Below are 16,559 nucleotides of genomic sequence, written 5' to 3'. Positions count from 1 at the left end.
GGGGGATATATATCTATTTCCGACAAAGAAGGTGAAACAATGAAAATCAAATCCAAACTTCACGGTAACTTCTCTCGTCTCCCCCAACCAGACACCTATCCTGAAACCATATCTCTCGAAGAATTATCTCAAACCATTAAAACCATCGCAGTTAAACATCACTGTCGTCACCTCCAACAAGTCTATAACCATTTCGGTTTAGACTTCCTTCCCCAAACCACTGTCAAAGAATTGTTTGCTTTAGAAACATCTGAGTTTAATCTTCCTCTCATCACCTGGTAAATAAAGATAGAAGAAGACAAACACACTTCTCTCTCATCCCAACTTAGAAACGATAAGGAAAGTAACCCTATGAAAATCAAAGATTTCCATTACTCATCCCATCTTCAACAATTAACACCACACATCAACCCATCATTCCCCCCTTACGAAGGGGGTTAGGGGGATATATATCTATTTCCGACAAAGAAGGTAACACACTATGAAAATCAAATCTAAACTTCACGGTAACTTCTACCGTCTCCCCCAACCAGACACCCATCCTGAAACCATATCTCTCGAAGACGTATCTCAAGCTATTAAAACCATCGCGGTTAAACATCACTGTCGTCACCTCCAACAAGTCTATACTGATTTCGGTTTAGACTTCCTTCCCCAAACCACTGTCAAAGAATTGTTTGCTTTAGAAACATCTGAGTTTAATCTTCCTCTCATCACCTGGTAAAGAAAGATAGAAGAAGACAAACACACTTCTCTCTCATCCCAACCTAGAAACGACAAGGAAGGTGAAACAATGAAAATCAAAGATTTCCATTACTCATCCCATCTTCAACAATTAACACCACACATCAACCCATCATTCCCCCCTTACGAAGGGGGTTAGGGGGATATATATCTATTTCCGACAAAGAAGGTGAAACAATGAAAATCAAATCCAAACTTCACGGTAACTTCTCTCGTCTCCCCCAACCAGACACCCATCCTGAAACCATATCTCTAGAAGAATTATCTCAAACCATTAAAACCATCGCAGTTAAACATCACTGTCGTCACCTCCAACAAGTCTATAACCATTTCGGTTTAGACTTCCTTCCCCAAACCACTGTTAGAGAATTGTTTGCTTTAGAAACATCTCTGTTTAATCTTCCTCCTTCTTCCTATCCCTTATCTTCTCCCTGTTGGTATCGCTATCAATTTCAAATTCAGGAAACCAATGACATCCTAGATTTATCTCCAGATGATCCGCAGCTTCCCAGTTGGAAACCCCAACAGACAACACAAGAAGGATATTATCAGATAACGCTAGAGGATAACAAAACGGCTGATCTTCCTCCTAAGATTATCCAATATTTGAGAAGAAGCGCGATCGCGCAATGGGAAAAATTATCTCCCTCTCAACAACTCGCATCTATATATATGTCACTCCAGACGGGAAAACCTTGTTTAGAAACCCATCATCTCCAACTCTGGTTAAACCTTGAGGAAGTCTCTTCTCTAGTAAAAGCATCTATCAAGATCATCCAAAACCAACAAGATATCTATTCCGTCGCAACACCCATCCGAGAATTAGTCTTACAATATCTTCCTCCTTCCTCTCGCAATATTCCCCAGACTCTCTCCCCTCAACCCAGAGAAGATGTCAGACAAACCGACTTTCTCATCGGAAGACGGAAACATCGTCAGGAAATTGAAAAACTAATCTCCAACGCAGATCAATTTCTCCTCATCTCCAGTTACATCATCGAAGACGAAACCATTACTAACTTGATTTGTGAGAAAGCGACACAACTTCCTCAGGGAGTCTGGATACTCACTGACTTGAGAGAAGAAGTCATCGACTCCATAGACACCCAAACCGAAACCGACTCCTCATCTTATGAAGAGAGTAACCGTCGCAAAAAAACTTGTCTCCGTCAACTTCTCAATCATAATGTCTCCATCCGAAGTGGAAAGTTTCACCTGAAAACATACATCTCCGAAAAAGAAGCATATCTCGGATCATGTAATCTCACAGGAGGGAGTCTCGACTTTAACTTAGAAGCGGGTATCTTTACCTGTCATCCTCCATTACATCAAAACTTAATCGATCTGTTTCAGCAATTTTGGGAAACTCGGAGTAAAGATCAAGTCATTCCCTTGAAACAAGGAGACGGGTTTTATCTCCATTCCCTCTCCTCCCAGACAACAAAAATAACATCAGATCATTTTCTCACCCCACAACAATATGAAGAAGACTTAATGCGTCAACTCCAGAAACAAAATGATTCTATCACCATCTACACTCGTCGGTTTTCTCCCTCTCCCCAACTCGCGGGATTACTTCGTTATTCTCAACCCAACATTTTTGTCAATGAAGTCTGGAGAGACAGAATCAGAAATTTCCCCCAACACACCATCCCCCATTTACACGCAAAAGTAACTATTCTCGGAAACCGTGTCGCTTATCTCGGTGGAGTAAACTTTACCTTCTCTAGTGAGAGTAACGCTTTTGTTGATCTCATGTATAAGACAACCTCTCTCGCTGAAATTAATTCTATCCGTCAGCAACTTCGTAGAAAGTAGTAGGTTGGGTAGAAAGAAATGAAACCCAACATTATTCTTATTCATTGATAACTGATAACTGAATTATGACACGCCTATTTAACTTAGAATCTTATCCCAACTGCTGCCAAGACGCATATTTATTTGAAAAATCGATCAAAGATTTATCTCCAGAGGAAAACTCTCTCCCCTTAAACTACAAACGCTTCCTCGAAAACCATCAACATTATCCTTACCTCCCTCAACCCTTGTTTGTGGATGAGTTACCCGACTCCTTAACCTTTAACCCTCATCCTCCCTCCCCTCAACATCTCGGAGAAGAAGTCACAGACGGAGAAGACAAACAACTATTTATTATCCCCGACACCATCGACTTAATGACGCTAAGTAGTCGAGGAATCTTTGGTTTCAACGAAAGCTATCTCTATCGAAGCGCGTATCTTTACTGGAATTATGTTTCCCAACTCCCACAACTAGGGGAAAATCAACGCTTAGTGTTAATTGATCTAGATAGTTTCCATCCTCAGCAACTGCTACCCCTGCGTTTAGAGTCGCATTCCAACAGTAGTTATCCCATCCCGATTTTAGATCAGCAATCTAATTTCCAATTAAAGATTTCCGAGGAAGTTAAATCGAATTACGACAGAATCATTGAATCGCTGAGTCACTATTTCTTAGAAACTCATTTCCCGCAACGGGTAGGAAATCCCAGCGCGATCGCGCACCTTTCCCATTATCTCAAAAAACAAGCCTTTCTCCAACAACTCTCTTCTGTCAATTCTTCCCCGCGTCAAATTCTTCTGGAAATCAACACAGGGGAAAATTTAATCTATAAAACTATTACCGTCTCTCCCGACGAAATCAGAAATATAATCACAGAAACGGTTAACCTGTCTGCGTTAGAAAGATTAAGCAATCATCATCGAGATCATATATTTGTCATTGTCAGTCACTGGAATAACTTTCTGTCTCGGGAAAACTCAAACTTAGTTTATATTAATCCCGACGAGTCGCAGTTTGGTAAAGTCTTAGCAGAAAAAGCAACAAACGAGTTTCCCTTATTTGGAATTGCTTTAGATAGAATTCAATATCAAGTGAGAATTAAAAATGAAGCAAAATGGATTCAACTGACTAATTCCGATAACAATATTTCCTATGAAGGAAACCCTCAAACCCTACAAGGAATCATTCCAGAAACGCAGCAAAAGGAATTTTTCATTTCTCAAACACAACCCAATCATCTTCCCATCCAAGTCAACGGGAAAAATTATCTCATCGACGGGAAACCGCAAGATTATGTCATTGAAGTCAAAAATCCGCAAGGAGAAGAAAATATAAAAATAACTTTTGAGTTTCAAATTACCCCAGGAAAAACGCCGAAATTAAATGTTAACTGTCTTGATTCAAGTTATAAAATTACATCTTATCTAGATCAACGATTAAGACAGACGATTTATTATTACTATCTTCCTTCTGAAAAAATCCTAGATCATAGAGAAGACAAATCAACCAGTCAAATTAATGACCTTAAAAAAGATAGTCGCTTTCAGGAGTTTTACAATAAAACTAGTAATATTTTAAGCCAAAATCGAGCAGATTTATCAGCAACTAAACTCAACCCAATCTCTCAACAAATGGGAAAAGGTAAAAACAATAATCTGGAGTTATTTCAATACATTAATCCTAATTCTGATGGAGATTTTATTACTAAAATTAATCGATTAGTTTTAGATAAAGTCAACCTTATTATTGAAACTACAAAATCGGATTTAGAAGAAATACATCAAAAATATTCTCAAAAAATAACAAACAAACAAAGGAGACAACTAAATTCCTTCACTAAAGATATAGTAGCAAAAATTAAGTATATTGGAAAGCTATATCAATTTTCAAAACACTTTGATCTGACTGATTTTTTTCTGCAAGAAAATATCATAAATTCGCAAAAAATAACACAAAATAACTTACATGATGAATACCTACAGTTTTTAGCACGAACAGCGACTAAAATGGAATATCAAAAACAATATTTTAGTCTCTTCAACGAATACTATCAACTAATCAACAGTCAATACTTATGGGGATATGGCAGAATTTTATTATGGTATTATAATTTTAAACAGCCTAATTTAAATATCATAAACTACCGTGATCACTTCATTTCTATTAGTAATTTTATCATGGACAGAAATAATACACTTAATGAACAATACCTACAAAATGCGTTTTTAGCTCTTATTTACCTTCTCACTTTTTCTGAACACGACTCCAATTTTTTTACAGAGAACTCAGAAGAAAGAAAGATTGCTCAAAAACTGGTTTCACATTATCAATCTGAAAACATTATTCTCAGACAAGTTCCCATAGATAAGTCTCTCAATGAAATCTTCTCTGACTTAATAACAGGAAAAGCAACAGAGAAAGAAATTATAAAACTTGTAGAACTAGCTTAAAAACTTTGTGGTTTCATTTCTCATAACAAAACCTGTCGGCTAACCGATTCCATTCCCTGCGTGGTTATTTCCAATTAACTTAGACATGATTCCGATCCGTTAGAATTTCATAGCTATCTTGAGTCACCAATACAGTATGTTCAAACTGGGGGGAGAGAGATTGATCCACAGTAGCAACTGTCCAACGATCGCGCAATGTACGAGTAAATCTTGATCCCGCATTCACAATCGGTCATGACCGCTATCATTAGGATGCACCACTACCTTAATTATTATAAGTGGAATTTCTACCAAAGTTAAGATTAAGTTAGCTACTGGTCACTGACAGATATCTTGTAACGTTTCTGTAAAATCGGGGTAAGAAATATCTACTGCTTGCGCCCCATGAATGGTAGTTTTGCCTTTTGCATTTAAAGCAGCGATCGCGAAACTCATAGCAATCCGATGATCATTATGGGCTTCAATATCCGTTCCTGTTAATGTTCCTTCCCCTTGGATTTCTAAACCGTCGGGATGTTCGGTGACAACTGCTCCCATTTTAGTCAGTTGCGATGCCATTACTGCAATGCGATCACTTTCTTTCACTCGTAATTCTTCCGCATCCCGAATCAAGGTTTTTCCCTTTGCAAAAACGGCTGCTACCGCTAAAATCGGAATTTCATCAATTAAGCGCGGAATTAAATTTCCTCCAATTTCTGCCCCTTTTAACTGACAAGATCGGACTCGTAAATTAGCAACGGGTTCCCCCGCAACAATTTCTTTTTTCTCGATGCTAATATCTGCTTCCATTCGTTGCAGGGCATCTAAAATCCCCGTTCGAGTGGGATTAATTCCAACATTTTCAATCACTAATTCCGAATCAGGAATAATGAGTGCAGCCACTAACCAAAAAGCAGCAGAACTGATATCTCCTGGAACAATAACCGTTTGTCCTTGTAGGGTCGGTTGTCCTGCAATGGTAACTGATTTGGTTTCGGGGTCTGTTGTGACATTTGCCCCAAAGGCAGCGAGCATCCGTTCACTATGATCCCGAGAAATTGCAGGTTCAACCACTGTTGTATTTCCTTGCGCCATTAACCCAGCAAGGAGAACACAAGATTTCACTTGTGCGGAAGCAATGGGAGAACAATATTCAATCCCTTTTAAGGATTGTCCCTGAATGGCGAGGGGGGCGCGAGAATTATTTTGCCTACCCCAAATTTGCGCCCCCATTTGCAATAGCGGTTGTACCACCCTCGACATTGGGCGCGATCGCAGCGATTCATCTCCACTAATCGCAAAAAAACGATCTGCATGAGACGCAAGTAAACCCAACATCAAGCGCACTGTTGTCCCTGAATTTCCCGCGTCTAAGACCTCTGTTGGTTCTTGTAAGTAACCTAAGCCGACTCCTTCCACAATCACTTCTTGCGAGTTGAGTTCAGAAATATTCGCTCCCATTGCACGTAAACAATGGGCGGTACTGCGGGGATCTTCTCCTAATAATAACCCCTGAATGCGAGTTTCTCCCCGCGCGATCGCGCCAAACATCAACGCCCGATGAGAAATGGACTTATCCCCTGGAATCTTCACATTACCTCGTAAAGTGACTCCCTGCTGAGGACGATCAATGACTAAAGTTTTTTGATTTTTGGTTTGATCAGTGGTGACAATTGAATTCGACATTTTTTTGTGATTCGTTATTTGTTTAATTGTCTAAAAAACAATCTTTATTTTATCATTATCGACTTAATATTCTCAATTAAATAGATCACCCTAACTATTTCGATTCAGTCTCCGCACTAACCAGTAACTAATAGAAAGTGCAAAAATGGCTACAGCTAGAGAAATTAAATCCGTATTAGAATATTTCTTTAAATCAAAGATAATAATCTTACGAGCCACCGCAATGAGAGACGTTGCAATGACTAATTCTACTTGAAAAATATGTTTTCTTAAATAAGCAGTAATGTTGTCTAATAATTCTAATGCAATTAAAATATTTAAGAACAAACCAAAAACTTCTAAAATGGTTTGATTAAAAAAACCAGAGGGAGGGGAAGTAAAGAGAATATCACTTAAGACAAAAACTAAATCAACTATAGCAACTAAAATCACAATCAGCAGCGCGATCGTGAGGAATTTTGCTACAAATGTTTCGACGGATTCAGTAATACTTAAAAATTTTTCCTCTTCCCATATTTTCCCAAGCGAACGGATGAAATTACGCACTTTTCTCATAAGTTTTCCTAATTATTAAGAGTAAAGACCAAAAATAAGAGTTCACCAAACCAACCGACAAGCAACTATTCATCAATGACAGCTTTGCGATCTAATAATACTAAATCACGTAACTGTTCCGTATCCAGTTGTGTTAACCAATCTTCACCCGCATCCACTGTTTGTTCAGCCAGTTGTTTTTTACTTTCAATCATTTGATTGATTCGTTCTTCTAATGTCCCTGTAGAAATAAATTTATGAACTTGAACATTTTGTTTTTGTCCAATCCGAAAGGCGCGATCCGTGGCTTGATTTTCTACCGCAGGATTCCACCAGCGATCAATATGAAAGACATGATTAGCGCGAGTTAAGTTTAAACCTGTTCCTCCCGCTTTAATAGAAAGAATAAAAAACGGTGGCGCATCAGGATCATTTTGAAAACGATCCACCATTTCTTGACGTTGTTGTTTGCGAGTTGCGCCATATAAAAAGGGAATATCGCAATTAAATTGTTTTTGCAGATAGGCTTGTAAAAGTTTTCCCCATTCTGCAAATTGAGTAAAAATTAAAGCGCGATCATTTTCCGCAGTCAACTCTTCCAACATTTCAACTAAACGCAATAATTTCCCCGATCGTTGTGCAGAATCTAAAACCTTTTCTTTATTGAATAAAGCAGGATGATTACACAACTGCTTGAGTTTCATTAACAGTGTCAAGATTTTACCATGACGTTGAATACCTTCTGCTTTTTCAATATCAGCAAGGGCTTGATCGACAACTTCTTGATAGAGTTTTGCTTGTTCCGCAGATAACCCACAATAGACATTCATTTCTTGTTTTTCGGGTAAATCTTGAATAATTTCTTTGTCTGTTTTGACCCGTCGTAAAATGAACGGTTGCACTAGAGATCGTAAGGTTTGCAAAGAATCGCGATCGCCGTATTTCTCAATGGGAGTGGCAAAACGCCGTTGAAAAAATTGTTGCGATCCTAAATAACCTGGGTTGAGAAAATCAAGAATTGACCATAATTCAGCAAGGCGGTTTTCCAGAGGAGTTCCTGTTAACGCAATGCGAAAATTCGCCTCTAACTCCCGTACCGCTTTGGACTGTTTCGCCTTGGGATTTTTAATATTTTGCGCTTCATCTAAAATAATCCCTTCCCAAGCAACATTTTTGAGCGTGGTTGCATCGCGTTGGGCTAACGCATAGCTGGTAATTACTAAATCATATTTCTGGGCTTGTTTGGCGAAGGGTTTTCCTTGTTTGCGCTTTTCGCCATAATGAATCAGCGTGGAACAATTAGTAGAAAAGCGTTGCACTTCTCGTTCCCAGTTTCCTAAAACAGATGTGGGACAAACTAACAACAGAGGTGCAGACAGTTCCTCTTTTTCTTTAAGATGAAGCAACAGCGCGATCGTCTGGATCGTTTTTCCTAACCCCATATCGTCCGCGAGACACGCCCCTAAGCCCCATCTTTGCAAAAACGCAAGCCAACCTGCTCCACGAGCCTGATACGGACGTAATTTTCCACGAAAGCCAGCAGGCGTTTCAATGGGTGTCAGCGACTGATTCCCACTTAAGTTAGTAATTAACTCCTGCAACGCCCCACTCGCTTCAAAATCAACGATTGGTAACTTACCCATCGTTTGAGTTTCGCCACTGGTGAGACGCACTGCATCTTCTACAGAGAGATTCATTTGTTCATCACTCGCCTTGAGGAGGGTTTGTGCTGCTTTGACATCACTGGGTTGTAGGGCTAGCCATTTTCCGTTGACTTCCACTAACGGCGATTGTTGGGCGAGTAACTGTTGAAACTCTTCTGGGGAAAGAGTTTGGTCATCAACGGCTAATTCCCACTTGTAGTTGAGTAAACTCTGTAAGCCTAGTTTTTGTCCTTTTTTCGGGGCTTGGGCTTGTATTTTCACCCCTAAGCGCCGTTCCCCACTACCGGGGGCTAAACCAGGAGGGAGAATAACGCCAAAGCCATTTTCTGATAAACGCCATGCACTAGCGCGAATAAACTCATAAGCAGCAATGGGATCAACCAAAGACCCCTTGGGGGTTGCTTGTTTTAAACTCTCGTGAATCGTCGGATAGAGGCGTAACGCTAAGCCTAATCCTTGTAATAGGGTTTCTTGGGGCTGTTTAACGGTTCTTCCTTCATAAATCAGTTCTGGGGTTGCGGTTTCCCAGATGGCGGTTGCGGGTAAGAAATAAGTTTCATCATCACGGGCTTGTAACCCGTATTCTAAATACCAATTTTCCTTATCTTCGGGAGGAAGGAGACGAAAACAGAGGCGGAAGGGATTTTGAGATTTTAAAGCGCGATCGCCTAAATAATCTTGAACTGGGGCGATCCAAAGTTGTAGGGCTTTCTCAAGACGGCGTAAACTCAGTTCATCAACGGAAAACGTGGATTCGGAACTGGAAAGGGCGGTAAACCACTGTTTCAGTAAGGGCGTGGTCACAGGAGGAAAGGTTTGTGCAGAATAACGACGAATTTCGCAATCAATCACAGCACTAATCAAACTCACAATCAATGCTTGAGGAGAGGCTTCTAAATCGTGAGCATAACAACTCTTGGGCATTTGTTCGGCAAAAGTCTGTAAACGCTCTTGATCGGTGGGTGCATCGAATAAGGGTTGCCAAACGGTTCTCGCTTTTCCCCCGGTTTGCACTTGTAAATCAGGTAAAAATTTCGATCGCGCGAGTAACTGACAACTCCAACGGTAAAGATGCGACCAAAACTGTAAACTTCCTGTTTCTGTGGTTGTGGCTAAAACAGAAAGAAGACTTCTGATCGGAAGGCGGTATCCAGACACCCGCCAAGTTTGCAGAGATACTTTTTCTGTCGTTGCGAGTGTTTGCTGAGACAGTAGCGGAAGAAGCTGTTGTTTTTTGATTTCTTGTGTGGGAAGAGAGAGTAAAAGAGAAGTGTAGTCTGTCAGGTCATGAGTCGGAATTTGGTGTTGGGTTAACGCGCTTTTGAGTTCCGTTTCTTCTAGGATGAAGGGGTGATCGGTTGGTAAATGATCTTTCTTGATGCCAGCACAACTGCGCCAGGTTTCTCCCCAAATAAAAAAGACTTGTTCCTCAGATAGCCAAATTCCCTGTAATTTCGTCATTATTGCTCTTTTCTCGAATATCCCGACAACGACATAGATGCCCTAAGGAGATCTCGCTTTCCTTAAGACATCTATATTCACTCGTCTTTCTACCTTACCGCGAAATGAGGGAGAGTATCTTATCGGGTGGGCATTGCCCATCCTACGACTAGTTGCTCGAAATGATTACCACCAAAAACTAAGAACAAAGAACTAAGAACAAATAACAAATAACAAATTCTTTAGTGCTAGCATTGCCACAGAGAAAGAGCATAGCTATAGTCAAATAAGGAAAAGAGACGAGAATGATGGAATTTCAACAGTCAATATCCTTTGATGGTCGGGATATTCGGCTTACAGTTGGACGGTTTGCCCCACAAGCAGGAGGATCAGTCCTGATTGAATGTGGTGATACATCTGTATTAGTCACAGCGACACGCAGTAGCGGACGAGAAGGGGTTGATTTCTTACCGCTTATTGTCGATTACGAAGAAAGACTCTACGCTGCGGGTCGCATTCCAGGAGGGTTTTTACGACGAGAAGGTCGTCCACCCGAAAAAGTGACGTTAACCAGCCGTTTGATTGACCGCCCGTTACGTCCATTATTCCCCCAATGGATTCGAGATGATATTCAGGTAGTGGCGACAACCTTATCAATGGATGAGTTAGTTCCCCCTGATGTCTTAGCGGTAACAGGAGCTTCGATCGCGGTGATATGCGCCCAGATCCCCTTTTATGGCCCCATGGCTGCGGTTCGGGTTGGCTTAGTCGGAGATGACTTTATTATTAACCCCACTTACGATGAGATTAATAATGGCGATTTAGATCTTGTCGTTGCAGGAACACCTGAAGGCGTGGTCATGGTAGAAGCAGGGGCGAATCAACTCCCTGAACAGGATGTCATTGAAGCGATTGAGTTTGGTTATGAAGCGGTTCGGGATTTAATTGAGGCCCAACAGCAGTTAATGAAAGACCAAGGGATTACCATCGCCACAGAAGAACCCCCAAAAGTCGATCCGAAATTGGAAGATTTTATTAAATCGAAAGCCACGGAACCGATTAAAAAGGTGTTGCAACGATTTGATCTCGATAAAAAAGGACGAGATGATCTGCTAGATGAGATTAAGGAAAATGAAATTGAAAGCGCGATCGCGCAGTTACCAGAAGATGACCCCTTACAAGTCATGGTGGCTGAAGATCCCAAAGCGATTAGTAAGGTCTTTAAGGAAGTCACCCGCAGCTTAATGCGAGGTCAAATCATTGAAGATGGCGTGCGCGTCGATGGACGAAAACTGGATGAAGTGCGCCCAGTCAGTTGCGATGTCAGTATTCTCCCGCCACGAGTTCATGGTAGTGGTTTATTCCGTCGCGGTTTAACCCAAGTGCTTTCCTTGGCGACGTTAGGAACACCAGGCGATGCTCAAGATTTAGCGGATGAACTACACCCCAACGAAGAAAAACGCTATCTCCACCATTACAATTTTCCGCCCTATTCCGTCGGAGAAACTAAGCCTCTGCGGTCTCCAGGACGACGGGAAATCGGTCACGGGGCGTTAGCAGAACGGGCGATTACACCAGTTCTCCCCTCAAAAGAAGATTTTCCCTATGTCTTACGGGTAGTCTCTGAGGTATTATCCTCGAATGGTTCAACTTCTATGGGGTCGGTTTGTGGTTCAACCCTCGCTTTGATGGATGCTGGCGTTCCCATTAGTAAGCCTGTTAGTGGGGCTGCAATGGGCTTAATCAAAGAAGGAGATCAAGTCCGAGTCTTAACGGATATCCAAGGGATTGAAGATTTCTTGGGGGATATGGACTTTAAGGTTGCGGGAACCGATAGCGGGATTACCGCCTTGCAAATGGATATGAAAATCACCGGTTTAAGTCTGGATGTTGTCCGCCAAGCCGTTGAACAAGCCCTTCCAGCGCGAATCCATATCTTAGAGAAAATGATGGCGACTATTGATAAGCCCAAAGCTGAGTTATCGCCATTTGCACCCCATCTGATTAATTACAAAATTGATCCAGACCTCATTGGTTTAGTCATTGGACCTGGGGGGAAAACCATCAAGAATATTACCGAACAAACGGGGGCGAAAGTCGATATTGAAGACAGTGGTGCGATGACCATTTCTGCTTCGGATCGCGACAGCGCGATCGCGGCGTTGAATCAAATCAAAGGACTCACCCGTAAAATCAGTGAAGGCGATGTCTGTCTTGGTCGTGTCACCCGCATTATCCCCATTGGTGCATTTGTGGAATTAATGCCTGGGAAAGAGGGGATGATTCATATTTCTCAACTCGCAGAATATCGTGTCGGTAAAGTGGAAGACGAAGTTGCTGTCGGCGATGAAGTGGTTGTCAAAGTCCGAGAGATTGACAACAAAGGACGTTTAAATCTCACCCGCTTAAACATCCATCCTGATGAAGCTGCTGCTGCGCGGGCTGCTGTAGAAAGTGAAGAATAAAGATCATCGAGTTTGAAACGTTGAGGTGAGCGAGTGGTCATGATCTCCAACCAACCATTTGCGTTTGTGTTGGAGGACTCTCTAAACGGGTGAGGCTAATCTAATGGCTGCCTCGCTTCCCCCTTGATTCCTGCACCATAACAATAGATAATCAGTTCAGTATTACTTAGTTTCTGGGTTGAGCCGATGCTACTACTCTGCTTTTCCAATCCCTTAACGAGTTTCTATCTGTGGAAAAATGTTATTGCTTAGTGCCGATCAAGTTCGTTATTGTCAAGTCGCTCATCAAAATCAAAAGGGTGAACAAGAGGTCATTCCGGGGATTGCTTATTACGGTAAACTTTTTTTGCGGGGAGAGATTTTCCCCATTAGTCAGAAAAACCGCGCCATTGAATATAGTCGGCAACGCTTTACCGAGTATGAAGAACAAGTTTATATCTTAATTGTTGAAGAGGCAGATCGGCTCACCCTTTGGTATGAAAGCTCAGAAGTGACTCGTTTAGCTTCTGATGAGAGTGAATATTTCTCGGATTTTATTTCCAGTATTGATCTTAAACAGTTAGTCGGGAAAATGCGCTTAGGTCTTCCCACTAAAACAAAGCGTCGTGGCTTGCGGGTATTTCGAGACTGTTTCTTGGCACGAGAGGCAATTAACTGGCTAGAATATGAATTGCAAATTAGTCGTGCTGATGCCATTCGCTTGGGACAACGGTTAGTGAAGGAAGACTGGATTGTTCCCCTCACGAATAACTCCCTATCATTTCAGGATGGAGATACACTCTATAATTTTGGGACACAGGTTTAAACCGACTGCTCATTTGATTCTGCAAGCAATATGAAACTGCTCGATCGCGCTCGTTTAGGCTTAGCAGTTGCGATTACAAAAATTGTGACCGCTATGATTCAAAAATTACGTTTAGGCGCTGGAAGTGTTCTCCCTGGAGAAATTTCCCGCCGTCTCCATCCTAGACTCTTACCCCTACTCTGTAGCCAAGTCAGAGAAGGGATGATTCTCATTGTCGGGACAAATGGCAAAACAACCACTTCTCTCCTGTTACGAAGCATTTTAGAGGGCAATGGGGCAAAAGTGACCCATAATGCAACAGGAGCAAACTTAATTAATGGTTTAATCACCGCCCTCCTCGCTGATACCAACTTACTGGGACGATTAAACACCGACTATGCCATTTTAGAGGTAGATGAAAACATTTTTCCCCTGTTACTCAAAGAGTGCGACCCGACAATTATTCTCGGCTTAAACTTATTTCGAGATCAGTTAGATCGCTATGGAGAAGTGGATACCATTAGCGAAAAATGGCAAAGCGCGATCGCGCGGTTATCTCAATCAACCACCGTGATTCTCAATGGCGATGATCCCACCCTCTGTCATCTCGGACAAAGCCTCCCGCAAACAGTTCTCTTTTTCGGACTGAATGAACCGCAACTCTATCTCGAAGAAATCCCCCACGCCGTTGATTCAATTTATTGTCCCGTTTGTGGTGCATCCTTAAATTACCAAGGGGTTTATCTGTCTCATCTCGGAGATTACCACTGTTCCAGTTGCGATTTTACTAAAGTAAAACTCGATATCAACAGTCAAGACTGGGGACAGATTTTAGTGGGAGTCTATAACAAATACAATACCCTCGCTGCAGCCTTAACCGCCCAAACCTTAGACATTTCTCAAAGTCTGATCCAATACAAAATTGAAACCTTCCGTGCTGCGTTTGGACGTGCAGAGGAGTTGAATATCAAAGGCACACCCGTCCGTATTTTATTATCCAAAAACCCTGTGGGGATGAATGAAACCATTAGAACCGTTAATGAAATCAAAGCTCAAGGTCAAGCCGAAACCGTCTTACTGGTCTTAAACGATCGCGCCCCTGATGGCACAGATGTCTCATGGATTTGGGATGTGGATACTGAAAAATTAGTAGCGCAAGGGGGAACGATTGTCATTAGCGGCGATCGCGTTTATGATATGGCTCTACGGATTCAATACAGTCAAAAAGTCCTCAACTATCCCAACCTCAATCTCATCATTAAAGAAAACCTCAAGCAAGCCGTTGATACCGCCTTAAAAGCCACCCCGCCTCAACACACCCTCCACATTCTTCCCACCTACTCCGCTATGTTAGAAGTACGACAACTGTTAACCGGACGCAAGATTCAGTAAATGCCAACCTTAAAACCTAATTCGACCCGTCAAACTGTACAACGCACCACCCTCGATAATGGAATTACCCTCATTGTTGTTGAAAACCCCACTGCGGATATTATCGCTGGGCGACTCTCTTTCAAAAATGCGGGAACACGAGTTGAAGCCCTTTCGCAAGCGGGGGTCTCTCATTTACTCTCTACAGTGATGACAAAAGGCACTTCTGAACTCAATGCAGCAGCAATCGCAGAAAAAATCGAATCGGTTGGGGCGGGCTTAAATGCTGAAAGTGCCAATGACTACTTTGCAATTAATCTAAAAACAGTTTCCCAAGACTTCCCAGAAATTTTGCAATTGGTAGGAGAGATTATCCGTGCGCCGAGTCTCCCTGAATCAGAAATTGAACTGGAACAAGCCCTCACCCTGCAAAATATTCGCGCCCAAAAAGAGCAACCTTTCAACCTCGCTTTTAATCAACTCCGCGCCCAAATGTATCCGCAGCATCCTTATGGCGTGTCTGTGTTAGGAACAGAAGAAACAGTTGCAGGCTTAACCCGTGCTGATCTCCAACAGTATCATCAATCTTATTTTCGCCCCGATCAATTAGTGATTAGTCTCGCGGGTCGTATTACCCTCGAACAAGCAGTGAAAGAAGTCTCGCAAGTATTCCGAGATTGGAAACAACCGACAACGCCTCCACTAACGCCCTCTCTCCCTGAACTGAATGCTAACCCCTCTCAAAACTCTCTTTCTCAAGAGACCCAACAAACGATTATCATGTTGGGCTATCTCACACCATCGATTCAGAATCAACACTATCCCACTCTCAAATTAATTAATACCTATCTCGGAAATGGCTTATCCTCTCGTCTCTTTGTGGAACTACGGGAAAAACAAGGGCTTGCTTATGATGTTTCCGCATTTTATCCAACACGGTTAGAAACGTCTCACTTTGTCACTTATATCGGAACCGCCCCCGAAAACGTAGAGATTGCCTTAAATGGGTTACGGAAAGAAGTGCAACGACTGTGTGAGGTAGAATTGACCAGCGAGGAGTTACAAGCCAGCAAGAATAAATTACTTGGACAATACGCCCTCGCCAAACAAAGTAACGGACAGTTAGCGCAGTTATTTGGCTGGTATGAAACCTTAAATCAAGGGGTGGAGTTTGACGATCTCTTCCAAGCAAGTGTTGCTGAAGTCAGTAGCGAACAAATCCGAACAGTTGCCCAAAACTATCTCGCGATCGCGCCTTATATTTCCTTGGTCGGTTCTTCTGAGTTGACTTAAACCATGCTTGTTGTCGTAAACATTATTTTTACCCTAACGTGAGCGAGGCGAGGATGATTGATTTGTTCCTCCACCGAAACCTTGGCATGAGGGAACGACTATAGTGCTATTCATTCGGGTGTTTGACCGATGAAAATCCACCCCATCACTTAATCCCTAATTGTAGCATTAAAAACATTACTCTAAGTGATGCCACGACATTTCTAAAGTAAAAAGTTTTGAATCCTTTCTGAGCAACTGTTGCCACCTAGATCAAGCTAAATCCTCTATTAAGTCCTGTTTTCATCTGCTTAGACGACTCACCTTTTTATCCCCTCGCTGAATTCAATAGCAATGAGACTCGTTATCT

11 protein-coding genes and 1 pseudogene are annotated in these 16,559 nt (G+C 41.9%); 8 read left to right on the top strand and 4 right to left on the bottom strand.

Features of this window, described 5'->3' with window-relative positions; genetic code table 11:
• The first annotated feature begins 39 nt into the window (after positions 1–39).
• From PCC7418_RS04625 to PCC7418_RS04610, 4 genes are all read left to right on the top strand, one after another.
• On the top strand, positions 40–282 hold the full coding sequence (locus PCC7418_RS04625) for a hypothetical protein (protein WP_015225010.1): 243 nt from the start codon (positions 40–42) through the stop codon (positions 280–282).
• A 199-nt stretch (positions 283–481) separates the two neighbouring features.
• The gene (locus tag PCC7418_RS04620; protein ID WP_015225009.1) at positions 482–724 is read left to right on the top strand and encodes a hypothetical protein; all 243 of its coding nucleotides are present in this window, start codon (positions 482–484) and stop codon (positions 722–724) included.
• Positions 725–921: 197 nt separating this feature from the next.
• Positions 922–2,562: a phospholipase D-like domain-containing protein gene (locus PCC7418_RS04615; protein ID WP_015225008.1), complete on the top strand. Its 1,641-nt coding sequence runs from the start codon at positions 922–924 to the stop codon at positions 2,560–2,562.
• Positions 2,563–2,627: 65 nt separating this feature from the next.
• Entirely contained in the window at positions 2,628–4,994 is a 2,367-nt protein-coding gene (locus PCC7418_RS04610; RefSeq protein ID WP_015225007.1) for a hypothetical protein, read from the top strand.
• A 79-nt stretch (positions 4,995–5,073) separates the two neighbouring features.
• Here PCC7418_RS04610 and PCC7418_RS19710 read toward each other — a convergent pair.
• From PCC7418_RS19710 to PCC7418_RS04595, 4 genes and pseudogenes are all read right to left on the bottom strand, one after another.
• Positions 5,074–5,226: pseudogene (locus PCC7418_RS19710) on the bottom strand (type I methionyl aminopeptidase); the annotation flags it as partial.
• An 86-nt stretch (positions 5,227–5,312) separates the two neighbouring features.
• On the bottom strand, positions 5,313–6,659 hold the full coding sequence (gene aroA, locus PCC7418_RS04605; RefSeq protein ID WP_015225006.1) for a 3-phosphoshikimate 1-carboxyvinyltransferase: 1,347 nt from the start codon (positions 6,657–6,659) through the stop codon (positions 5,313–5,315).
• Positions 6,660–6,749: 90 nt separating this feature from the next.
• Complete coding sequence (locus tag PCC7418_RS04600) at positions 6,750–7,214, bottom strand: phosphate-starvation-inducible PsiE family protein (protein ID WP_015225005.1); 465 nt, start codon at positions 7,212–7,214, stop codon at positions 6,750–6,752.
• A 65-nt stretch (positions 7,215–7,279) separates the two neighbouring features.
• Positions 7,280–10,318 carry a DEAD/DEAH box helicase gene (locus tag PCC7418_RS04595; protein WP_015225004.1) on the bottom strand — a complete coding sequence of 1,013 codons (3,039 nt, stop codon included), beginning with the start codon at positions 10,316–10,318 and terminating at the stop codon, positions 7,280–7,282.
• Positions 10,319–10,602: 284 nt separating this feature from the next.
• Here PCC7418_RS04595 and PCC7418_RS04590 point away from each other — a divergent pair, with 284 nt between their 5' ends.
• The 4 genes from PCC7418_RS04590 to PCC7418_RS04575 all read left to right on the top strand — a co-directional run bounded on the left by PCC7418_RS04590 (position 10,603) and on the right by PCC7418_RS04575 (position 16,210).
• Positions 10,603–12,762, top strand: coding sequence for a polyribonucleotide nucleotidyltransferase (locus PCC7418_RS04590; protein ID WP_015225003.1), 2,160 nt, complete (start codon positions 10,603–10,605; stop codon positions 12,760–12,762).
• 238 nt (positions 12,763–13,000) lie between these two features.
• Positions 13,001–13,567, top strand: coding sequence for a DEP domain-containing protein (locus tag PCC7418_RS04585; RefSeq protein ID WP_015225002.1), 567 nt, complete (start codon positions 13,001–13,003; stop codon positions 13,565–13,567).
• Positions 13,568–13,597: 30 nt separating this feature from the next.
• Positions 13,598–14,938, top strand: a complete 1,341-nt coding sequence (locus PCC7418_RS04580; RefSeq protein WP_015225001.1) for a Mur ligase family protein — start codon at positions 13,598–13,600, stop codon at positions 14,936–14,938.
• Positions 14,939–16,210, top strand: a complete 1,272-nt coding sequence (locus PCC7418_RS04575; RefSeq protein WP_015225000.1) for a pitrilysin family protein — start codon at positions 14,939–14,941, stop codon at positions 16,208–16,210.
• Positions 16,211–16,559: the final 349 nt, after the last annotated feature.

Origin of the sequence: Halothece sp. PCC 7418 (assembly GCF_000317635.1) — a bacterium.
GTDB lineage: Bacteria > Cyanobacteriota > Cyanobacteriia > Cyanobacteriales > Rubidibacteraceae > Halothece.
The sequence above is the reverse complement of the archived record's forward strand: the minus strand, read 5'-3'. Positions and strand labels throughout refer to the sequence as shown.